General features: G+C 35.5%; 21 protein-coding genes, 2 tRNA genes and 2 pseudogenes. 13 read left to right on the top strand and 12 right to left on the bottom strand.

Going from position 1 to position 20,713, the window contains the following annotated elements; translation table 11 throughout:
- Positions 1–46 precede the first annotated feature (46 nt).
- Positions 47–427, top strand: a complete 381-nt coding sequence (locus BLS38_RS07640; RefSeq protein WP_092748262.1) for a winged helix-turn-helix transcriptional regulator — start codon at positions 47–49, stop codon at positions 425–427.
- Between the two features lie 75 nt (positions 428–502).
- Here BLS38_RS07640 and BLS38_RS07635 read toward each other — a convergent pair whose 3' ends face one another.
- From BLS38_RS07635 to BLS38_RS07625, 3 genes are all read right to left on the bottom strand, one after another.
- On the bottom strand, positions 503–886 hold the full coding sequence (locus tag BLS38_RS07635) for a hypothetical protein (protein WP_425283477.1): 384 nt from the start codon (positions 884–886) through the stop codon (positions 503–505).
- A gap of 96 nt (positions 887–982) precedes the next feature.
- Complete coding sequence (locus BLS38_RS07630; RefSeq protein ID WP_092748260.1) at positions 983–1,387, bottom strand: SirB2 family protein; 405 nt, start codon at positions 1,385–1,387, stop codon at positions 983–985.
- A 16-nt stretch (positions 1,388–1,403) separates the two neighbouring features.
- Positions 1,404–1,715 (bottom strand): BolA family protein, encoded by a 312-nt coding sequence (locus BLS38_RS07625; protein WP_092748390.1) that lies wholly within the window; start codon positions 1,713–1,715, stop codon positions 1,404–1,406.
- 198 nt (positions 1,716–1,913) lie between these two features.
- Between BLS38_RS07625 and BLS38_RS07620 the strand changes: the two genes are divergently transcribed.
- The 11 genes and pseudogenes from BLS38_RS07620 (at position 1,914) to BLS38_RS07575 (ending at position 9,744) form a co-directional block, all read left to right on the top strand.
- Positions 1,914–1,989 (top strand) — tRNA-Gly (locus BLS38_RS07620).
- A gap of 40 nt (positions 1,990–2,029) precedes the next feature.
- A tRNA-Gly gene (locus BLS38_RS07615) sits at positions 2,030–2,105 on the top strand.
- A 329-nt stretch (positions 2,106–2,434) separates the two neighbouring features.
- A complete protein-coding gene (locus tag BLS38_RS07610) occupies positions 2,435–2,833 on the top strand; it encodes a (deoxy)nucleoside triphosphate pyrophosphohydrolase (protein WP_092748258.1) in 399 nt (132 codons plus the stop codon).
- The gene (locus BLS38_RS07605) at positions 2,823–5,708 is read left to right on the top strand and encodes a DUF3427 domain-containing protein (protein ID WP_092748256.1); all 2,886 of its coding nucleotides are present in this window, start codon (positions 2,823–2,825) and stop codon (positions 5,706–5,708) included. Before BLS38_RS07610 ends, BLS38_RS07605 begins: the two co-directional genes overlap by 11 nt.
- Before the next feature lie 198 nt (positions 5,709–5,906).
- Positions 5,907–6,140 carry a VF530 family protein gene (locus BLS38_RS07600; protein ID WP_092748254.1) on the top strand — a complete coding sequence of 78 codons (234 nt, stop codon included), beginning with the start codon at positions 5,907–5,909 and terminating at the stop codon, positions 6,138–6,140.
- A 255-nt stretch (positions 6,141–6,395) separates the two neighbouring features.
- Positions 6,396–6,479 (top strand): annotated as a pseudogene (locus BLS38_RS13175) (XRE family transcriptional regulator); the annotation flags it as partial.
- Between the two features lie 8 nt (positions 6,480–6,487).
- Positions 6,488–6,599: pseudogene (locus tag BLS38_RS13170) on the top strand (serine/threonine protein kinase); the annotation flags it as partial.
- A 150-nt stretch (positions 6,600–6,749) separates the two neighbouring features.
- The gene (locus BLS38_RS07590) at positions 6,750–7,646 is read left to right on the top strand and encodes a LysR family transcriptional regulator (protein ID WP_092748252.1); all 897 of its coding nucleotides are present in this window, start codon (positions 6,750–6,752) and stop codon (positions 7,644–7,646) included.
- A gap of 103 nt (positions 7,647–7,749) precedes the next feature.
- Positions 7,750–8,160, top strand: coding sequence for a DoxX family protein (locus BLS38_RS07585; RefSeq protein ID WP_092748250.1), 411 nt, complete (start codon positions 7,750–7,752; stop codon positions 8,158–8,160).
- A 10-nt stretch (positions 8,161–8,170) separates the two neighbouring features.
- Positions 8,171–9,115: a glutathione S-transferase family protein gene (locus BLS38_RS07580; protein ID WP_092748248.1), complete on the top strand. Its 945-nt coding sequence runs from the start codon at positions 8,171–8,173 to the stop codon at positions 9,113–9,115.
- A 29-nt stretch (positions 9,116–9,144) separates the two neighbouring features.
- On the top strand, positions 9,145–9,744 hold the full coding sequence (locus BLS38_RS07575) for an alpha/beta hydrolase (protein ID WP_092748246.1): 600 nt from the start codon (positions 9,145–9,147) through the stop codon (positions 9,742–9,744).
- A gap of 54 nt (positions 9,745–9,798) precedes the next feature.
- Here the strand turns inward: BLS38_RS07575 and BLS38_RS07570 are convergent, their stop codons facing one another.
- The 5 genes from BLS38_RS07570 to BLS38_RS07550 all read right to left on the bottom strand — a co-directional run bounded on the left by BLS38_RS07570 (position 9,799) and on the right by BLS38_RS07550 (position 15,492).
- Positions 9,799–11,274 (bottom strand): aldehyde dehydrogenase family protein, encoded by a 1,476-nt coding sequence (locus BLS38_RS07570; protein WP_092748244.1) that lies wholly within the window; start codon positions 11,272–11,274, stop codon positions 9,799–9,801.
- A gap of 70 nt (positions 11,275–11,344) precedes the next feature.
- Complete coding sequence (antC, locus tag BLS38_RS07565) at positions 11,345–12,394, bottom strand: anthranilate 1,2-dioxygenase electron transfer component AntC (protein ID WP_092748242.1); 1,050 nt, start codon at positions 12,392–12,394, stop codon at positions 11,345–11,347.
- Between the two features lie 9 nt (positions 12,395–12,403).
- Positions 12,404–12,895: an anthranilate 1,2-dioxygenase small subunit gene (antB, locus tag BLS38_RS07560; protein WP_092748240.1), complete on the bottom strand. Its 492-nt coding sequence runs from the start codon at positions 12,893–12,895 to the stop codon at positions 12,404–12,406.
- Complete coding sequence (gene antA / locus BLS38_RS07555) at positions 12,892–14,304, bottom strand: anthranilate 1,2-dioxygenase large subunit (protein WP_092748238.1); 1,413 nt, start codon at positions 14,302–14,304, stop codon at positions 12,892–12,894. Before antA ends, antB begins: the two co-directional genes overlap by 4 nt.
- Before the next feature lie 201 nt (positions 14,305–14,505).
- Positions 14,506–15,492 (bottom strand): AraC family transcriptional regulator, encoded by a 987-nt coding sequence (locus BLS38_RS07550; RefSeq protein WP_213030506.1) that lies wholly within the window; start codon positions 15,490–15,492, stop codon positions 14,506–14,508.
- Between the two features lie 277 nt (positions 15,493–15,769).
- Here BLS38_RS07550 and BLS38_RS07545 point away from each other — a divergent pair, with 277 nt between their 5' ends.
- On the top strand, positions 15,770–16,804 hold the full coding sequence (locus BLS38_RS07545; RefSeq protein ID WP_092748236.1) for an AraC family transcriptional regulator: 1,035 nt from the start codon (positions 15,770–15,772) through the stop codon (positions 16,802–16,804).
- A gap of 67 nt (positions 16,805–16,871) precedes the next feature.
- Here BLS38_RS07545 and BLS38_RS07540 read toward each other — a convergent pair whose 3' ends face one another.
- From BLS38_RS07540 to BLS38_RS07525, 4 genes are all read right to left on the bottom strand, one after another.
- Positions 16,872–17,819: a SphA family protein gene (locus BLS38_RS07540; RefSeq protein WP_092748234.1), complete on the bottom strand. Its 948-nt coding sequence runs from the start codon at positions 17,817–17,819 to the stop codon at positions 16,872–16,874.
- A 269-nt stretch (positions 17,820–18,088) separates the two neighbouring features.
- Positions 18,089–18,604, bottom strand: coding sequence for a flavin reductase family protein (locus BLS38_RS07535; protein ID WP_092748386.1), 516 nt, complete (start codon positions 18,602–18,604; stop codon positions 18,089–18,091).
- 47 nt (positions 18,605–18,651) lie between these two features.
- Positions 18,652–19,890 (bottom strand): styrene monooxygenase/indole monooxygenase family protein, encoded by a 1,239-nt coding sequence (locus BLS38_RS07530; protein WP_092748232.1) that lies wholly within the window; start codon positions 19,888–19,890, stop codon positions 18,652–18,654.
- A 34-nt stretch (positions 19,891–19,924) separates the two neighbouring features.
- Entirely contained in the window at positions 19,925–20,710 is a 786-nt protein-coding gene (locus tag BLS38_RS07525) for an SDR family oxidoreductase (protein WP_092748230.1), read from the bottom strand.
- Between the last annotated feature and the right edge of the window lie 3 nt (positions 20,711–20,713).

Raw genomic sequence — 20,713 nt, 5'->3', positions numbered from 1 at the left:
ATAGAATTTGACGCAAGTACTACCATTTTTGATATATAGGAACATTTTGGATACTGTAAAACAATCAAGGTATGAATCATATCAAGCTGAAGCATGTTCAGTTGAAGCAACTTTAGAACTCATTGGTGGTAAAGGGAAAGGAATCATTTTGTATTACTTACTTGATGGCAAATTAAGATTTAATGAGATTAGAAGAAAACTTGGCCCTATTACTTCACGTATTTTAACGAAGCAACTAAGGGAGTTAGAACATTCTAATTTGATTTATCGAATTGTTTACCCACAAGTACCACCAAAAGTCGAATACGGGCTAACTGAACATGGTGAAACATTAAGACCTGTCATCTTAATGCTAAAATCATGGGGCAAAGAGTACGGTATCGCATTGGTTCAAAACCAAAAGTTGAACAGTAATAGTAATCATTAGAAATAATTAAAATGGACAAATTTATCTAAGGATTAAATTCATCCATTACAAATACAAAATTATAGTTTTATTTAACTATTTTTGTATCACTCTTATAGAGCATGCTTTAAAGCGTGCGGCTTGCACCACTGCATCTTGTTGTCCAAGTAATTGTGCCAATTGAGTATTTTTACTTTCTCTCGATTGGCCCAAATTTACTGAAAGTGATGGGCCGAACCCCCAGCCTCCTCGTCCCCAGCCACCACCTAAACCAAGTCCTACACCAAATAAATTACGTTTTGCAGGGGTAACGCCCTGAGCAATATATTGTTGAATACGATCATATTCACTTTGTAGTTGCATACAATTTAAATTTTGATACATGGCAGGTGACACATAATTGGGTTTAACAGATGCAGTCATACAACCTGTAAGTAGCAGTATCAATGTTAGACTTATAGCTACTTTTGTTTTTATCATTTGCATACGTCATTCCTTATTCGGACTAAAGAAATAGATGTCTATAATATGTACATTTATCTGCTTAAAATACTAGTCGCTGTATGTAACCACATGTTAGCCATTTAAAATAGTTGGCTTAACAACAACTAATGCAATAATTGCAACAAATGCAATCCACGCCAATACAATGCCACCTCGACGTTGGACTAATAATATATTCGGATTTGGTTTTTTAAATGCTTTAACCGATGAAGAAATAATTACTACAAATAGTAGCGCTTTGGCATAGAACCAATGCTGAACTTGAAAATGCTTTAAATATAGTAAAATACCGCCTGTAATAAACAATAAAAGGAAAATACTATGCTGAACAATAAGAATTTTTTGTCGGCTTGGTACATTAAATGCCTTATCATTGTTCGGTAGTCGAAATAAAATAATACTTTGTAAAATTATGCTGATCAGTAAAACTGTAATCGCAATACTATGTACAATTTTTAAGGCCGTGAATAAATCCATAATCAATTTTTCCTATTCATTTTTTAGCATGTGCACACTCTGGGCTAGATGGTACTTGACCATTCCATTGCGCTTTACTGTAGGCATGAATTGCCAAAGCATGAATTGGGCCGCCGTGTGCTACTAGTAAATTTTGGGTCACTGAATATACTTTTTGATGTTTTTGTACTAGGCGTAATCCTTCAAAAACGTCACTTACAATAATGACTTTAAAATGTGATTCTTTACCAGGGAAGTAACCACCATGGTGAGCAGATTCATTAATAACATCTAGATGCAGTGGAGATAATACACCCAATTGCTCAATCAGTTTTTGCTGTAAAGACATAACCATTAAAAAAGTAACCTAAAAGTTTAGTTTAGCATACGCAAGTTGCGATGTATTACGCGCTGATTTTCATAACTATTAATTTTTTGTCTATTTTATCGGCTAAAATAAGTATTTTGTGTTTATTTTATTCAATTGAAATCATTTTTCATAAAAAAATATTGCGTCTAAAAAACTTTAATGTATTATACACGTCATGCGGAAATAGCTCAGTTGGTAGAGCATAACCTTGCCAAGGTTGGGGTCGGGAGTTCGAGTCTCCTTTTCCGCTCCAGTTTACTTTTTAGTGAAAGTTTTGTAAAACTGCTCAATTTGCGGAAATAGCTCAGTTGGTAGAGCATAACCTTGCCAAGGTTGGGGTCGGGAGTTCGAGTCTCCTTTTCCGCTCCAAATTCTAAAAGCCCTCATCGAAAGATGGGGGCTTTTTTTCTTGTTGATTTATATCAACTTTTAAGCCAGATCGCCTATTTTTATTTTCAGCCAAAGCCTATATCATTTGAAGTATAACACTGAGGCTGTGAGTATTTGTGATCAAAAAATATATAAGCAATTGTTTTAGCTATTTTTCTAAAAATTTTGGGATTGGTAACTCTTTCCAAGTTTGTGGTTTTAGAGGGAATTTTTGTCTAAGCTCACCTACCTAATAGGCCTGCGTATTAACTATCAGCGCTGAAATGAATTATACTCTATGCATTGACTCTTTGATAAAAAGACTAAAAATGAAAAAAATTTCTGTTGTTGCAGCTGTTATTCAGTATCAAAATGAAGTTTTATGTGTACAACGTAATGTCTCAAAATTTGATTATATTTCTTATAAATATGAATTCCCTGGTGGAAAAATAGAAAAACAAGAAACTCCTGAACAGGCAATTATTCGAGAAATTCAAGAAGAACTTTGCATGGATATTATGATTGACTCACATTTAATTACCGTAGACCATGACTATCCAGATTTTAGTATTGAGCTAAAAACCTTTCTGTGTAAAACAAAGACTAAAAGCCTCAAGCTTATTGAGCACATTGATTCTCAATGGTTAAAAATACAAGACCTCTCAAAATTAGACTGGGCCGATGCAGATAAACCTATTATTAAAGAGTTATTAAAAAATGATATTTAATGAGCTAGAGCAAGGTCTAAAAACCAGTTTTTTTGATAAGAACTATAAATCAAATGATTTCTATCAGACAAAATTAGTGACAAATAATGGATTTGAAGAAAAAGTAATTAAGACTTTCGAAAGTGAGCTAGCGACCTGTACTTCTTTTTGGTTTACAACAGCCTTTCTTAGTATGAGTGGATTATCTACTCTTTACTCTTTACTTGAAGATTTAGAACGTCGAAAAATACCAGGTCAAATTTTAGTTTCCCAGTATTTAAACTTTACTCAACCCGAAGCATTAAAACGTTTAAGAACTTACACAAAACTAGACGTTCGTATAGAAACCTCTTCTGATTTACATTCAAAAATTTATCTATTTGAGCACCAAAATCATACAAGTGTATTAATCGGAAGTAGCAATTTAACAGCAAATGCTTTGAGTAAAAATGAAGAGATGAATATCTTTATGAGAGCTTTACCCAAAAGTAAAGTGATTTCCGAGTTAAAGATAAAAAAAAGAATACTATTTGATACTGCACAAAAAATAACAGATGAGTACCTAGAAAAATATTCTGAAATATATAACGCTCAAAAAAGACTTAATCTGATAGTTAAAAATAACAAATATATAGATATACAACCAAATTCGATGCAAGAAGATGCTTTAAAGCGCTTAAAAGAATTGAGACTAAAAGAAGTAGAAAAAGCACTTTTAATTTCGGCAACAGGAACAGGTAAAACTTATCTTTCAGCATTTGATGTTAAAAATACTCAAGCTAAGAGTATGCTTTTTATTGTACATCGTGAAAATATATTAGTTGATGCTCAAAAAACTTTTCAGAATGTTTTTGGTCCAGGCTTTAATTCGACGATTTTCTCAGGTACTCAAAAAAATATCAGTGGGTATCAATATATTTTTGCAACAATGCAGACCTTATCTAAAAACCATAATTTAGAAGCCTTTCAACCAGATGCTTTTGACTATATCGTTATTGACGAGAGTCATCGTTCTGGGTCAAAAAGCTATTTAAAAATTCTAGAGTACTTTAAACCTAAATTTCTTTTAGGTATGACAGCAACACCCGAAAGAACAGATGGCTTTGATATTTTCAAATCATTTGATTACAACATTGCTTATGAAATTCGATTACACAAGGCACTAGAATGTGATCTAATTTCGCCGTTTCATTATTTTGGAATTTCCGATTTAGAAGTGAATGGTAAATTAATTAATGATAAAACAGAATTTAAGTATTTAATCAGTCATGAACGAGTTAATAAAATAAAAGAGGCATCTGATAAATATGGAACAGATAATGGTGAGTTAAGAGCTTTAGTTTTCTGTTCCACGGTCGAAGAATGTCATGAACTTGCAGCACAAATGACTTTACAAGGTATTAATAGTATTGCTTTAAGTGGTCAACATACTATTGAGCAAAGAGAACAAGCGATTAACTCAATTAGCTCAGATGATTCAAAACGTATAAAAATGATTTATACAGTAGATATTTTTAATGAAGGAATTGATATCCCTAAAATTAATCAAATTATCTTTTTAAGACCAACAACATCTTCAATTATTTATATTCAACAGTTAGGACGCGGCTTAAGAAAAACTGAAAATAAAGAGTATCTTACAGTTATTGATTTTATTGGTAATTATGAAAATAACTTCTTAATACCAATAGCGCTTTTTGGTGATCATTCTTACAACAAAGATAACTTAAGAAAGTTAGTAAAAAGTGGTAGCTCGGTGTTACCCGGTTCATCCACTATTCACTTTGATGAGATTGCAAAAGAAAAAATTTTTGCGTCAATTAGTCATTCAAACTTTGAAGCTAAAAAAGAACTTATTCAAGATTATAAATACTTGTTTAATCGTTTAGGCCATATACCTATGATGATGGATTTTATTACGGCAGACTTACGTGATCCTTATTCATATGTTTTGTATTCTAAATCGTATTATTCATTCTTAAAATCTATTGAAAAAGACGCTTCTATTCTTACATTAACAGAAATTGAAGAAGAGGTTTTAAAGTTTTTCTCGTTAGAAATTAATAATGCAAAACGTGTTTTTGAATCCCTGCTTATACACGAGCTTATCACTTCTGAAAATCAAAGCATTACAACGTCAAATTTTGAAAATCTTATTCAAAATCTTTACAGTATTAAACTTTCAAAGCAAGATTTAGAGTCAATTATAGCCAATCTTAATATGAAATTTATTACGCCAAAATTCTTTAAAGATAGTAATATCATAAATAGTATTCTTATTGAAAATGGTCTTATTTCTTTAACGACATACTTTTGTCAGCTTCTAAAAAAAGATATTTTTTATCAGTTTTTACTTGATAGTACCCTTTACTCAATTGATAGATATAATAAGGACTTTAGCCTTGATTCTTATAATTCTGGTTTCCTGTATTATGCTAAATATGGGCGCAAAGATGTCTGTAGAATACTCAACTGGGAAACTAATGAAGCATCTGTAATGTATGGATCTAAGATAAGTAAAGACTCTACTAACTGCCCAATTTTTGTAACTTACCATAAAAATGATGAAATTTCTGACAGTACGAAATATGAAGACCATTTTATAGATAATGAACATTTTCATTGGATGTCAAAATCTAGAACAAAAATTTCAAGTAAGGGTGTAAAAAGTATTATTGATGCAAAAAAAACTAATACTTTATTACCTCTATTTATTAAAAAAGATGATGATGAAGGCACGAATTTTTACTTCATTGGATTATTAACTTATATAGAGAACAGTGCTGAGCAAACACTCATGCAAACAGAAAACGGTTCTGTATCAACAGTTAAAATGAAGTTTAAAATTGATAGACCTGTTGATATAAATCTTTATAAGTATTTAACATCTAAATAAAGAAAATGCATGGCATGATATACAGGATTTTTTTATCTATTATATGGTGATCCTCCATAATAACCGAAATTAAAAATAGAAATTAAGTAATCAATGACTGAAGATTTATTTTAAGGATCATCACTCATACTCAATGCAAGAATCTTTCTATCCGACATAGGTTATAATGTACTTTTTCCCAGATACGATTGATCAAATATGAGCACATCCAATGATCCTTTACATGGCAAAAAACTTGCTGATATTTTGGATGAATTACTAGATTACTACGGTGGTTTTGAAGGTTTAAGTCATAAAATTGAAATTAGATGTTTTTGCATAGACCCAAGTATTAAATCATCATTGCGATTCTTGCGTACCACACCATGGGCGCGTGAAAAAGTAGAAAGCTTATATCTGTATGTCTTACGCCAAAAAGAAAAACAGAAGTAACTTCTCCTAATATCATCATAAAACTATAGTAAAAGTAAACTAGCTTTAGATTAGGCATGTGTAGGTTGGTTATTATTTTATTGTTAATTAATCATTTCATTTTGGTAGCGCGACCACCGAAACTAAAATAACTTTAATAAAGGCAATATGCTTTATATTCAATCACTATAATTCCATTATTTTATATTTTAATTATAGTGATTAGTAGTTATGCCACAATATTATGGATTTAATTTTTAAAAACCTGAAGAAGTAGTGTCTCTACTCTGCAAGCACCTCCATAAACAACTGCTCTATCTTGCGATGACTCAAGCCGATGTTGCTGCACGTGCTGGTATTGCGGCACGTTGGTTTCTTCAACTGTAATGACGGGTTGCCCTATTGATTTCTTTTGAGTATCTTGAAGAGGCCATTCGTAGGGGCTTAGAACTTCCCTCTTATTTGCTTCCATTAAAAGGGGTTATATAAAGTATTCTACACTTATTAAGAGTCAATGACTTCTTTAACCCGAATATCCCGTATGCTTAAGGTTCTTAATTATCTATTATCCACCTTATGTTAGTAAGCCAAGTATTATCATTTTATTAACTCTAATAGGATATTACGAATATGGATAGAATGGACTGCGATAAGATGTTTATTGCAATTATTGAAACAGGTAACTTTACACGCGCAGCTAAACGACTCGGCACTAGCTTTGGACAAGCATCTAAACTCATTTCTAAATTAGAAACAGATTTGTCGGTGACCTTATTTAGAAGGACGACACGCTCTATTACACCAACAGAAATTGGGGTGGCATACTATGCACGTATAAAACCACTCATCGCAGAGTACGAAGCACTCAATGATGATATACAATTAACGTCACAAAATCCGCGTGGTCTACTACGTATCTCTGTTCCTGTTACTTTTGGTTATAGTCAACTCACACCTATTTTGCTCAAATTTGCACATCGGTATCCAGAGATTGAATTAGATATTCAATTCTCAGATCGTGTAGCTCATATTATTGATGAAGGCTTTGACCTTGCTATAAGAATTGGTCATTTGACTGATAGTAGTTTAATTGCAAGAAAGTTATCTCACATTCGTACCTTAGTAGTTACCTCTCCACAGTATATGAAAAAACATGGTTACCCTGCACATTGGAGCGAACTGCCAAACTACAACTGTATTTTAGATACAAACTTTGTAAACCCATATATTTGGTCTTTTACGGATCATCAACATAAAAATCATTTTCAGACCGTTCATGGCAACCTTAAGTTTTCAAATGCTGAAGCTTGCTTGAAAGCCGTATGCGATGGGTTTGGGGTTGCGCGATTACCTGATTTTGTTGTCGAAAAAGCCATTTCTAAAGGTGAACTTTCCGTTATTTTAGATGAGTATGAAGCACAACCTTTGGGCCTATTTGTAATTTATCCACCCACAAAATATTTAGCACATAAATCTAGAGCCATGATTGATTTTTTGATTGATGCTTTCTCTACAAGCCATACTTAATTTATTCCATAATGGAATAAATTATAATCCAATTATGCATATAGTAAAAAAACTAGAAAGAATATAACTTAGCTCTTAACTTACAACACATAAGAGAACAGCTATGATTGATCAACGTACCGCACCGTATGCAGCACTCATTTTACGCGTATCACTTGGAATCTTATTCCTTGCTCATTTTAGCTTAAAGTTTTTTATCTTCACTCCGACTGGGACAGCAGGTTTCTTCTCATCGCTCGGCTTACCGGGTTGGCTTGCATATATCACCATGATAATTGAGTTCTTTGGAGGAATTGCACTTATATTAGGTATTTATACACGTGTTGTTTCTTTAGTTCTGATTCCAATTTTATTAGGCGCAATTGTTAAAGTACATGGACCTGCAGGATTCTTCTTTACAAACCCAAATGGTGGTTGGGAATTCCCTATGTTTTGGGTCATTGCTCTGATTTCTTTGGCTTTAATGGGTGATGGTAAATATGCACTCAAACCTTCTGCTACAGTAAAAAATTAAGGAGACAATCATGCTAGTCAATGGTAAATGGACTGAAAATTGGCACCCTGTTCAAGCAGTAGATCAACAAGGAGGCTTTGTAAGACAAACATCTAGTTTTAGACATTGGATTACACCTGATGGATCTGCTGGAGTAACAGGACATGAAGGCTTTAAAGCTGAACCGAATAGATATCATCTTTATGTTGCTCTCATTTGCCCTTGGGCATGTAGAACGCTAATTGCAAGAAAATTAAAAGGTTTGGAAGACATTATCAGTGTATCTATTGTTGAACCTTTCCTTTTAAACCAAGGCTGGCATTTTGGTCACTACCCAGATTCTACATTAGACGATATAAATGGTGCAGAATGGATTCATCAAATTTATACCAAAGCAGACCAGCATTTTACAGGTCGTGCAACTGTGCCTGTTTTATGGGATAAGAAACTAAAAACGATCGTAAATAATGAGTCGGCCGATATCCTACGTATGATGAACACAGGGTTTGGAGAGCTTGCAAGTCAAGAAATAGATCTTTATCCGCTAGAATATCAATCAGTGATTGATGATTTAAATACAAAGATTTATACCAATTTAAATAATGGAGTCTATCGCGCAGGCTTTGCAACCACACAAGAAAGTTACACTGAAGCAGTCACAGAAGTATTTAATACTCTGACTTTTTTAGAGGATTTACTTTCCGACCAACGTGATTTCTTATGTGGTCATGCTCTCACCGAAGCAGATGTACGACTATTCGTTACGCTAATACGGTTTGATTGTGCATATCATGGACTATTTAAGTGCAACCTTTACCAATTAAAGGAGTTCCCGTTCTTAAGTCGTTATTTAACGAGAGTACTCAACTACGCTGGAATTCAAGACACGGTAAATATAAATCATATTAAGCAAGGCTATTATTCTATCCAAGCACTAAATCCAACGGGCATTGTACCTATAGGTCCAAAACTTTAAATAAATCAATTTAAGGAGTAAAGAACAGTATGACTAAAAAAATTGTTATTTTACTACATGGCGTTGGAAGCTCTGGAAGTGATTTTAATGGTCTCATCTCATATTGGTCAAACCAACTTATAGATACAACGATTGTCGCACCCAATGCCCCCTTTCAATTTATGGGAAATAAAACCAAGTTTCAATGGTTTGATATTCAGGGTGTAACGACAGAAAACCGAGCAGATCGCATACAACAAGCTCGGCCGTTGTTTGATCAAATTATCGATCACACGTGCCAACAACATAATATCTCTGTTACAGATAAAATCATTCTTGTCGGTTTTTCTCAGGGATCTATCATGGCACTTGATGCACTGGTGAGTGGGCGCTACCCTTTAGCAGGTGTGATCTCATTTTCTGGAAGACTGAGTTCAAATCAACCATGGAACTTGAATACAACACCGAGTAAAGTCTTACTGATTCATGGCACTGCTGATACGATTATTCCGCATACACAAACTGAGATTGCTGCTAATCAGCTCAAAGCACATCATATACATGTAGAAATGTATTTAGAACAAAATACACCGCATACAATTAGCCCTCAAGGGGCTGAACATACACTGCGGTTTATAAAAAATATATAACTAAAACCATTAAAGTGAGTCAATATAGCCTAACTTTAATGGTTATTCATTCAACTAATTTTTAGGTACAAACCAAGCAGAGTCAACTTCCGCCTGCAACGTCACTGTTTTTAAATGTGAATACATATTTAAAGTTTCATGACAATGCTCACGACCAATACCACTTTCTTTTACACCGCCAAATGGACAACCGCTATTTAAATTAAAATATTTGTTAATCCAAATATTTCCTGCTTCTACTTTGTCTGCTGTATGTAATGCTTTTGCAAAATCATTGGTATAAATTCCTGCCGCAAGACCGTAGCTTGTACTGTTGACTTGCTCAATCATTTCATCATAGTCGCTCCAACGTATTACACTTAAAACGGGGCCAAAGACTTCTTCTTGTGCAATTCGCATATCATATTTAGCTTCAAAAATAGTTGGTTCAAAAAACCACCCAAACTCATGGCCTTCCACATGGACGCGATGACCACCCGAGAGAACTTTTGCACCTTCAGCTTTTGCAATATCTATATATTTTTGAATGCGCTCGCCTTGAGTTTGATTAATTACACCACTGAGTTTGGTTTCTTGATCAAAAGGATTTCCGACTTTGACACGTGTTGCAGCATCAACTAATTTATCAATAAAAGTCTGATAAATATCATCGTGGACAAAAAGGCGCGTTCCTGCCAAGCAAGATTGACCATTACAATACAACGTCGCAAATAAAGCATTATCGACGACATCATCAATCTTATCTAAAATGTCTGGAAACACAATATTGGCACTTTTACCACCAAGCTCTAATGAAACAGGAACCAATCGTTTTGCACCTGCCGCACCAATAATTCGCCCTACATCGGGGCTACCTGTAAAAGCAAGCTTTGAAATTTTAGGGTGTGCTGTAATGGCTGAACCCACTTCTTCGCCAAAACCGGGTAAAACATTAACCACACCCGCAGGAAAAACGGTAGAAGCAAGACGTGCAAATTCTAATGTTGACAGTGATGCATTTTCATCGGGCTTTAGAATCACCGTATTACCTGCAGCCACTGCAGGCGCAACTTTTAATGCAACCATAATGGCAGGTACATTCCATGGAATAATTTGCCCAACGACACCAATTGGTTCTCTTTTGGCAATAAAGTATCCATTTGGATTCGGACGACCATATCCTTCATGCGTTAAAATTGCACCGGCAAAATAACGGTATTGAGAAATTGCAATATGATAGTCCGTTTCTATTTCGCTATATTTACGGCCAATATCTGCGGTATCAATATTCACTAGATGCGTTAAATTTTCTTCTAATACATCTGCAAGACGATTAAGTAAAACTGATCGCTCTTCGTAAGTGGTTTTTTTCCATTCAAGCTGTGCTTTTACGGCAGCATCTACTGCTAAATCGACTTCTTTGGCTGTACAGCGTGCCACATTTGCAAGTGTCTCACCTGTTGTTGCATTGACTGCTAAGAAGTAATCTGCTGTTGCAACATCATTGCCATTAATATGTGCTTGATACGTGTTTTGAACATTTAAACTCATCGCCTTCCCCTTTCTATTAGGCTCATAAACGCATTGACTGACTACATAACATACTCTTTCCCACTCAGCCTCACGCTATTGCAGAAGCTGGTTTTGTCGTATTACTTTGCAAAAACTTTTCACTGTAAATTCTATAATCCGACACACTACTCTCACTCAACCATGTTTTGACTGCATCAATCATGGGCGGAGGACCGCACAAGTACATATCAAAGGGTTGCTTCTTCAGCTCCATTTCATCTAAATGCTGATGAATAAAACCAACTTTTCCAGACCAACCTTCTGTGGCCTGACCAATCACAGGGTGATATTCAAATTGGTTAAAAAATTGCTCATACTCTTTTAAACGTGCTTCTTCACACAAATCGGCTTGTTTATTTACCCCATAAAAAAGCTTGATGGCAGGAAGTTGATCTTTTTTAGACTTTAAATCATCTAACATCCCTAAAAATGCCGATAAGCCTGTACCACCCGCCACAAAAATCAATGGGTTTTCAACTTCACGTAAATAAAAACTGCCTAGAGGTGCTTCTAATTCAATTTTGTCGCCAATTTTATAGTCATCTCGTAAATAGTTACTCATGACGCCATTCGGTAAAAGACGAATTAAAAACTGTAATTCATTATTTTTATTCGAACTATTAGCAAATGAATAAGAGCGCCATGAATCTGTTCCTGGTATTTTTAATCGGGCATATTGACCGGGTAAATACTTCAGCTGATTTTTAAAGTGACTCGCATCTAAATACATCACCGCAGTGGTTTCAGAGACCACATCAACCCGCGTTAATATGGCTTCAATGGCAACTGGATCGCCCGCACCGCAGATACTTGAATCGTGATCGAAATAAAATGAAGCATCTGACTGAACACGGGTCTGGCATGCCAAGACTTTACGTTCTTCTAAATCTAACTCGCTGAGCGCATCTTCATCTACATATTCTTGCTCATAACGACCAGATTCACACTGCCCTTGACATGTACCACAAACCCCTTCTCTACAGTCTAAAGGCAATTTAATACCTTGACGAAAAGCAGCATCGAGTAACAGCTCATCGTCATTAATGGAAATAAAAAATGTTTTACCATCCGCAAAGTTTAAGGCAACAGAGTGACTCATATTTCACTCCTATATGTGGTAAAAATCGAGTACTGAATCAATTCGATCATTCAGCAAAACAATATGTTTTTTAGCAATTTTATAGCTACCGTCTACTTTATTTAAATGATATGTAGCATAGCCGTAGAAGTTACTCTGTAGCCCTTGGCGATAATAAAATGTGTTCCAATTTAATTTCACAACCAACTGTTCAGCGTCATCTTCAACAATACGAATATTCATCAAATTATGTACTGTGCGTGCCAATGGCGTAGAAGCAGCAGACTTCCCAGTTCTGAGTCTAAAAATACGATCTTCTAAACCTGTACGATCTGAGTAATACATATACGACAGCCCATTATTTGGGTCTGTTACGTAGTTATATTCATCAATCCATTGCGGTAGGTGAATTTCACATTGTGGATCAAAATCTTGTAGGTAGTCGTCCCACTCTCGATTATCACAACGATCTGCATTTTCATAAAGAAATTGTGCAACATGATGGTTTAATTGCTGATTCATGCTTCAGACTCCTCTACAGAAAGTTGACCGATATCTGTGAGTTTTAACGTGGTTTTCTTTAAACTGGTTAATAATTTGTTTTGCCAATGACCTTGTTGGTTGACATACAAACCTTCGTGTGTAAATTCATTTCCAGTCATTACAGGTGAAATTTCTAAATTTTCACTATTTTTTGTTTGACCATAAATCCACTTATGATGTCCTCTAGAAATATCGCTCCATTTTTCTAAGCGTGCTTGGAAACCTCGCTGTTGCTCACGGAATTCGACCAAGTCATCAGGCGTACCCAAACCAGATACATTAAAGAAATCTTCAAACTGACGAATACGATTACGGCGATCATCTGCAGACTCACCTTTAACAGCAAGACATTGGCTTGTTACTTCTGTTTTATTCCAAGCCAAAGGGCGAATGATACGTAATTGGGAACTAATCTGATCGATAAAAAATAAACTTGGGTAGATATTAAGATTGCGTAAACGGTGCATCATCCATTCAGCTTTTACATCGCCATATTCTTCTTTTAGACGTGGCATAACGGTTGCATAGCCCGGACGAACTGCAGGGTTTGGCATCTCACTAAATAAAAGACTATGGCCATTTTTAAAACTAAAAAAACCGTCATCTGTTGCACTATCACCTGCACCGAGTTTGCTATAATCTAACGTATCCATTGCAATACCTTGTTCAACATTCAGTTGATTACGGTGTTGTACTGTAGACACATAGTTATAATGTACGGTACTGACATGGTAGCCATCTAAACCATTTTCATTTTGAAGTTTCCAGTTACCATCAAATGTATAAGTAGATTTTCCTTGTAAGACTTCAAGCTCACCTGTTGGCGACTGAGCAACCATCATATCTAAAAAGATTTTTGCATCACCTAAAAACCCTTCTAAAGAATCGGTACTGGTGACATCTAAATTTACAAATACAAAGCCTTTATAGCTCTCGATTCGACCTTGCTTTAAACCACGTGTGGTTTTATCAAAATCGTGGCAATATTCACCCGGTGCTTTTACTTTAACTAAACGTCCATCACTTTTATAACACCAAGCATGGAATGGGCAGGTAAATGTCGACTGATTGCCTTTACCCACACGTGTTAATGTCGCACCACGATGCTCGCAGGCATTAATCATGGCATGGAGTTCGCCTTTACCATCACGAGATATAATAAGAGGCTGTTTACCTATTTGTACCGTCACAAAGTCATGGTTGTTTTGTATTTCACTTTCATGGCAAGCATAAATCCATGATTTTTCAAAAATATGCTCCATTTCTAAATCAAACAATTCAGGTGTTGTAAAGATCTGACGGTCTATACGATACACGCCATCATCTGGTCTGAAATCGATACTTTTTTCTACAAAATTTTGCCATTCTAAATTATTTCTTGGGGTCATTCGCTTCCGCTCCAATCTCCTGAATAACTTAGATTGAAACGCTTTTTAGCCTTTGGCTCTATCCTATTCTTCCCTAAAACTATCCTATTCTTCCATGCCTATTTAAATCTTCAAATACAAAAAAAATGGTGAGTTTCATCAAACACACCATTAAAAATAGAAAATATCATATCAATAGTCATACCGTAGACTATCACCCCATTAAACAACTATTTTCTTATAAAGCGTTTCTCGTGGTAACTCACCAAAAGCCTCACGGTAATCATTGGAAAAACGACTTAAATGATTAAATCCCGCATCATAAGCCAGTTTTGAAATCGAAATATGCTGATGCGATGTCGTATTCAGTAATGCTTTATGTACTTGGTTTAAACGATATTTTTTTAAATATAAAATTGGGCTTGCACCATAAAAATAATAAAATTCATCGTATAACTTTGACTTAGATACCCCAGAAATACGCTCTAAATCTTTAACCGTTACCTGCTCAAAATAATGCTCGGTAATAAACTGATGCACTCGTTTGATATAAACTGGAATATCTTTTTGCTCTGTATGCCTAATATGATCTGAATAGTTATGCTCTTGCGTTAATAATAGACTTTTAATAATAATATTTTCAAAATCACTCGAAAGTCGAGGTGATGAATAAAACTCTTGATAATGCTTTCTAATTTTAAATAAATGAAGAATATTATCCCACCACACCATACTTTTAGGGCTGGTTTTAATATCCATTTGAAAGTCAAAAATAATGGTATCTTCAATTTTAGTATCTAAAATATCTGACAAAACTGTTCTCATACTGTGTTCTGGAATAACAACCTGTATTTTTTTACACTCTTTTTCCAATATTAATTCTTGATACTCTGTACTTGAAACAATGAGTGCTTGCTCATTTGAAGAACTCGTACTTAGCCCACGACCCATTAAAGTCTGTGATCCTGAAATTGGCAGACTCAGACTGTAAGATTTCAAATTTGCAACATCAATAGATACATTGGCACCATACTCAATCATACCAATCGTCGTGTTTAAAGTCGGTAATCGAATACCGTCATACTGAAAATCTAATGCCTTCTGCGATGTATCTAATGTATGTAAACCACAAATAGAGGACATCCAGTGTTGTGCCGTTGCAGTATCGTTTGCGAATTTAGATAATTCTATATTTTGGCTGAGTGTCATTGTTGCACCTAGCTAATGGGAATATGCTGAACTAAATATAATGCAATCTCTGTACCATAATGTTAGCTCAGTCTCACCTTAAAATGATTAAAAGCAAAACAATTCAATTTTAAAAATAAATCATTATAAATAAATTAAAATATTCTTTTTGGTCTAGTTATTGCTACTACATTCATAACAACTCACAAGCCTCACTATTTTCTATTCCCCCTGTTTTTTCAAACCAAGATTGCACTCAGGTTGGAAATAAGAAAATATTAGCCAGTAGGTAATTTATATGAATTCAGTTGACATCAATTCAGAGTATTTAAAAAAAAGTCATGTTTTTTCAACAAGTAATTTACTTTTCAATCACCAAGACTTAAAAGAAACTTGTAAAAATGTAGGCGAAATACTTAAACCCCATTTACTGAAAACAGAAATTAAAAACAGTGAATTTAGTGCAACAATGCACCATGTTAAAACAGGATTGCTCTCTCTTAGCCGTTTAGAATACGGTGCAGATGTTCACATCGAACCAGATTACCTCGATCATTTTTATCTGATTCAAATTCCAGTCCAAGGCTATGCTGAAATTGAATATGCAAAACAAAAATTTATTTCTTACACCCGTGTCGCCTCTATTATTTCTCCAGACCTACCTTTAAAAATGCGTTGGAAAAAAGATGCACCACAACTTATGCTTAAAATCAACAAATCGGATTTTTTGCACCATGTTCAACAAAATCTGCCCCATTATGAAAACACGCCCATTTTTAATCCCAAACTCGATTTTTCCACCCTTGGAGGCTCCTATTTTTTACAACTGATGACCACACTCATTGATGCATTAAGCGTTAAAAATCATCCCTTACACCACCCCATTGCTTTAAAACAATTTGAATCAAGTTTATTTAATGCCTTACTGTATGGCCAAGAAAATGATGCATTAAATGCCATCAACCGTTATCAAGAAAAACTGGTGTCACCACACTTCATTAAACGTACAGAATGCTATATTCGAGAAAATCTACACGAACCATTAAATATTGAAATCTTGGCAAAAAATGCAGGTGTCAGTACTCGCACACTGTTTTCTGGCTTTAAGAATTTTTTAGGCACAACACCAATGGCTTACTTAAAAGATTTAAGATTAGAAAAAGCACATCAAGAATTACGCAATAGTGAATATCAATCGGTAACAGATATTGCTTATAAGTGGGGCTTTACCCATTTAGGCCGTTTTTCTCAAGAATATAAACGGCGTTATGGCGAGTTACCTTCATCCACACACAAATGTACTCAAACTGGTCAAATTATACGTCTCAGTTAAGGTTTTATTATTTTTATCTCTTTCAACGATATGCACCTTTTATCCAAAATAAAAGATGCATATCTTTTTAAAAATGATGAATATACCGCACCTGAAGTCGATTCCCTTCAGGTCTATTTTTTGCGCCTTGTTCAAAATAAGCATTTGCAACAACATGATCTTGCTGTGAAAAACTATACATCATGCCCGGACCAAGTGCCCAAACCCTTTCACGTCGCCCCTTTAAATCCGTCCCATTTGCTTTTGTATCTGTAATCTGCTGTAGCCAATACCCATTTATACCCAAGCGTAATTTTTCTGTAATGGCATAGTCAGTTGCAAAATTGGCATGAATGGCTTGACCGGCCTGCAAATCATCGACATCGCCAAAAGCATATGTGGGTTTATTATTTTTAAAATTATATAAATAATGAATTCGTACCGATGCTGTCCACTTCGGAGTCAGCCAGTATGTTGCTGCCCAATATGGATTAAATGACACCGCATGATTACTCGGATTAATATCTTTGCTTTGGTCATAATGTCCCGTAGGCAAATTCACTTGAAACTCTACACGTTGCACAAATTTTGGACCATTGGCTCCCATCACTGGATCAAATTGAATAAATGGACCAACCAAAATATCAGAAAACCCCTGAGATGACTTTAATGCAGCCTGATTTAAGCCATCATTGACATTCATTTTACTCACAAAGGGTAATAATACATTCATTCCAAACGATGCATTTTTTCCTACGCTTAGTTGAGATAAATAACTTAACTGAGCAACTTCAACCTGATAATGTAAATCAGTTTTGGGAAGTGGAAGTCGATTTCCTTGCTGATCTGAAAGCTTATTGGCATCATAATCTTGAAAATAAAGCTGTCCATACCAACCCGGCCCTGCAGGTAAACCACCATCTAAAAAACTGGTCATTCCTAAATTCACAGTGGGCAAGTCATACGCTTTTACTTGCGATGTCACCATGGGCAATGTACCTGCTAGAAAAAATATTTTTAATACGGTTGATTTCATATCTTTTTCCTAAAATAAAATTTGACTTAGATTTACATTCAAAATACTGAATAAGAAATTTGAAAAACCTTTTATTTTGATGAGTCCTATCTAACAAAAACCATCTGTTTCAAATTCAAAAAATCATTCAAAATATTGAATAAACTATATTTAATAGATTTATTAGTTTGATGCTATCCATTGATTCCTTACTGCTATCCAATTCTTCCAATCAACTTCCATGCAATAAAAATAAAAAAATCACGATAAATATCGTGATTTTTTAAAATTTAAATTGCCAATTCTGGATGTTCTATCACGGCTCGATATTTCCCAGCATGAAAGACCAAAGGAGCCCCTTCACGTTGCTGATACTGTTGCATTTCACCAATAAAGATTAAATGGTCGCCACCCTCGTATTGTTGTACATTACGACAAACTAAGGTCGCTAATGCATCTTCTAATAAAGGAATGCCCTGAATACCTTCATGTTCGACATGTGCAATGCCTAAAAACTTGTCGTCTGCAGGTCTTGCAAAATGCCCTGACAAGTCATGGTGTTCTTGACCCAACATATGTATGGCAAAATGTTCCGCATCAACAAAGTCAGGTAAACTTGGTGCGGTTTTGGACAAACTCCATAACACCAACGGCGGATCAAGAGACAGCGAAGAAAATGAATTTGCCGTCATTCCTATTTTACGACCATCTTTTCCACGGGTTGTAATCACCGTGACACCCGTTGCAAACTGCCCCAATAAATTTCTAATGCCTTTTTTATTGGTAATATCAATCTGGTTTAACATTGGCTGTTCTGATATTTTGTTCATCATAAGCTCCTTGAATACTTTGATTAAGCAACATGCTTGATATGGCGATGTTTAATAAATTGCTTTGCACTTTCGGCATCAAACCACCACGGCGAAAAGTTACGTGGATCATCAAAATTATTTGCAAACTCTGATGCAATGGCTTGATTTCTACTCGCTTCCATCAAAATCTCTATCATATGTGGCTCAGGAGGAACCAATAAACTATTGGTCCAAGCAACTACTTTTTCTGCATACTGCCAATATTGATCAAACGTGTCTTGCATCCACTCGGTAGAAAAGTCTTGATCGGCATGTGCTAAAATAGCATCGAAATAAATCTTGCTACATTTAGCCGCATTATTAGAACCCTGACCTGTAATAGGGTCATTAACCACCAAGGCATCTGCCATACCAAATACCTTACGCCCCGAAGGTAAAGTTAAAATTGGTTGGCGTATGGTTGGTGCAAATCGACCGGCTAAATAACCATTGTCATCGGTTAATTGAATGTCCGAACAACGCTCATACTCCCACGGAACATATTGTTTAAGTAGGCTTAAACTCATTTCAAGATGTTCTTCTGCCGTTTTTACATCTTGCCAGCAGTCCATCGGACCACCGGGAATACCTTCAAACACCATAATGTCGCATGGTCCATTAACACTTAAAGCAGGAAAACTAAAATATTCACCTACGCCAGGAATCACATTAAAAGTTACTTTTGAATACGGTAATATCGGTTTCATGCCTTGAACATAAGTCAATGCCAAAGCACGTTGCGGTTTATCAAAAATGCTCTTTTCATCATCTCGTGCAAATTGCTTAACCACTTCGCCTTTACCTGCCGCGAGCAAAACCAAATCATATTCAGGTGTAATCTGCTCTAACTCATTGATACCCACATCTTGTATAACAATTTTACCGCCCTGTTTTTCAAATGCTCGCATCCACTGTGGCATTTTCACACGCTGATCTACCGATTGCGCATAACGTTTTAATCTTGCACTCCATTCAAATACTTTGGTTTTTTCTTCATTGTTTACAATAGTAAAACCAATCCCTTCTACAGAAGGGCATGCTTCTTCCCAAAAGTTTAAACCCAAATCACGCTCTGTCTGTAATGCAGTATGAAACATACATTGGCTTGACATCACACGCCCTTGAGCAATTTGTTCTGCTGTACGATTGGTAAAAATCGTAACCTCATACCCCATATTAATTAGGCCTAAACTCAGCTGTAATCCAGACTGCCCTGCACCAATCACTGCTATACGACGCATATAAATATCCCCATTTCTATTTAATCAATTGTGTTTATTTGGCTAACCGAGGTATCGCTGGCTGATTGGCTTCTGGCCCCATAATCGAATAACCACCATCTACAGCGTAATCAGCCCCAGTTACAAAACTTGCGGCAGGTGAAAGTAAAAACATCACTACATTCGCAACTTCTTCTGGGTCACCTAAGCGACCTAAAACATGATAATCCGCACCAACAGCATCTGCTTTTTGACGGTCATTCCCACTCACTTCAGCAATGACTCTAGACCATGTCCAACCTGGAGAGACCGAATTTACTCGTACGCCATCCACTGCAAAATCCATTGCCATTGCCTTGGTTAATGCACACATGGCCGCTTTAGACACTGGATACAACCATCGACCAGTCTGTGCATACTTGGCAGAAATAGAAGTGAAATTAACCACGGCACCTTGATTTTTTTTTAAATCTGAATAGACTGCTTTTACAAGCTCAGCAGATGAAACCACATTGACATCAAGCGCTTGTAGCCAATCCCCTCTGCTCGACTCAAGGCCCTTATCAAGATAAGTACAGGCCAGATTCACCACAAAATTTACTTTACCCAACACATGATGTACTGTTTCAATCGCTTTTTTTATTGCAACATCACTGGTTAAATTGGTTTGAATAAAAATGGCTTTTTCACCACATTTTTGTGCAACCTGTTCGCCATTGGCATCAATATCTAAAATGGCAACAGATGCACCGGCATTAATAAGTGCCTGTACCAGTGCCTCTCCAATTAAAGTCGAACCACCACTGACTAAAACAACCTTTTGATTAAAATCAAATTTCATTTG

The organism is Acinetobacter boissieri (assembly GCF_900096955.1).
GTDB lineage: Bacteria > Pseudomonadota > Gammaproteobacteria > Pseudomonadales > Moraxellaceae > Acinetobacter > Acinetobacter boissieri.
This window is presented reverse-complemented; position numbering and strand designations above follow the sequence as displayed.

Coding starts and splice junctions, on each gene's coding strand:
- BLS38_RS07635 (WP_425283477.1), bottom strand. CDS start 886: ATGATAAAAACAAAAGTAGCTATAAGTCTAACATTGATACTGCTACTT.
- BLS38_RS07630 (WP_092748260.1), bottom strand. CDS start 1,387: ATGGATTTATTCACGGCCTTAAAAATTGTACATAGTATTGCGATTACA.
- BLS38_RS07625 (WP_092748390.1), bottom strand. CDS start 1,715: ATGTCTTTACAGCAAAAACTGATTGAGCAATTGGGTGTATTATCTCCA.
- BLS38_RS07610 (WP_092748258.1), top strand. CDS start 2,435: ATGAAAAAAATTTCTGTTGTTGCAGCTGTTATTCAGTATCAAAATGAA.
- BLS38_RS07605 (WP_092748256.1), top strand. CDS start 2,823: ATGATATTTAATGAGCTAGAGCAAGGTCTAAAAACCAGTTTTTTTGAT.
- BLS38_RS07600 (WP_092748254.1), top strand. CDS start 5,907: ATGAGCACATCCAATGATCCTTTACATGGCAAAAAACTTGCTGATATT.
- BLS38_RS07590 (WP_092748252.1), top strand. CDS start 6,750: ATGGATAGAATGGACTGCGATAAGATGTTTATTGCAATTATTGAAACA.
- BLS38_RS07585 (WP_092748250.1), top strand. CDS start 7,750: ATGATTGATCAACGTACCGCACCGTATGCAGCACTCATTTTACGCGTA.
- BLS38_RS07580 (WP_092748248.1), top strand. CDS start 8,171: ATGCTAGTCAATGGTAAATGGACTGAAAATTGGCACCCTGTTCAAGCA.
- BLS38_RS07575 (WP_092748246.1), top strand. CDS start 9,145: ATGACTAAAAAAATTGTTATTTTACTACATGGCGTTGGAAGCTCTGGA.
- BLS38_RS07570 (WP_092748244.1), bottom strand. CDS start 11,274: ATGAGTTTAAATGTTCAAAACACGTATCAAGCACATATTAATGGCAAT.
- antC (WP_092748242.1), bottom strand. CDS start 12,394: ATGAGTCACTCTGTTGCCTTAAACTTTGCGGATGGTAAAACATTTTTT.
- antB (WP_092748240.1), bottom strand. CDS start 12,895: ATGAATCAGCAATTAAACCATCATGTTGCACAATTTCTTTATGAAAAT.
- antA (WP_092748238.1), bottom strand. CDS start 14,304: ATGACCCCAAGAAATAATTTAGAATGGCAAAATTTTGTAGAAAAAAGT.
- BLS38_RS07550 (WP_213030506.1), bottom strand. CDS start 15,492: ATGACACTCAGCCAAAATATAGAATTATCTAAATTCGCAAACGATACT.
- BLS38_RS07545 (WP_092748236.1), top strand. CDS start 15,770: ATGAATTCAGTTGACATCAATTCAGAGTATTTAAAAAAAAGTCATGTT.
- BLS38_RS07540 (WP_092748234.1), bottom strand. CDS start 17,819: ATGAAATCAACCGTATTAAAAATATTTTTTCTAGCAGGTACATTGCCC.
- BLS38_RS07535 (WP_092748386.1), bottom strand. CDS start 18,604: ATGTTAAACCAGATTGATATTACCAATAAAAAAGGCATTAGAAATTTA.
- BLS38_RS07530 (WP_092748232.1), bottom strand. CDS start 19,890: ATGCGTCGTATAGCAGTGATTGGTGCAGGGCAGTCTGGATTACAGCTG.
- BLS38_RS07525 (WP_092748230.1), bottom strand. CDS start 20,710: ATGAAATTTGATTTTAATCAAAAGGTTGTTTTAGTCAGTGGTGGTTCG.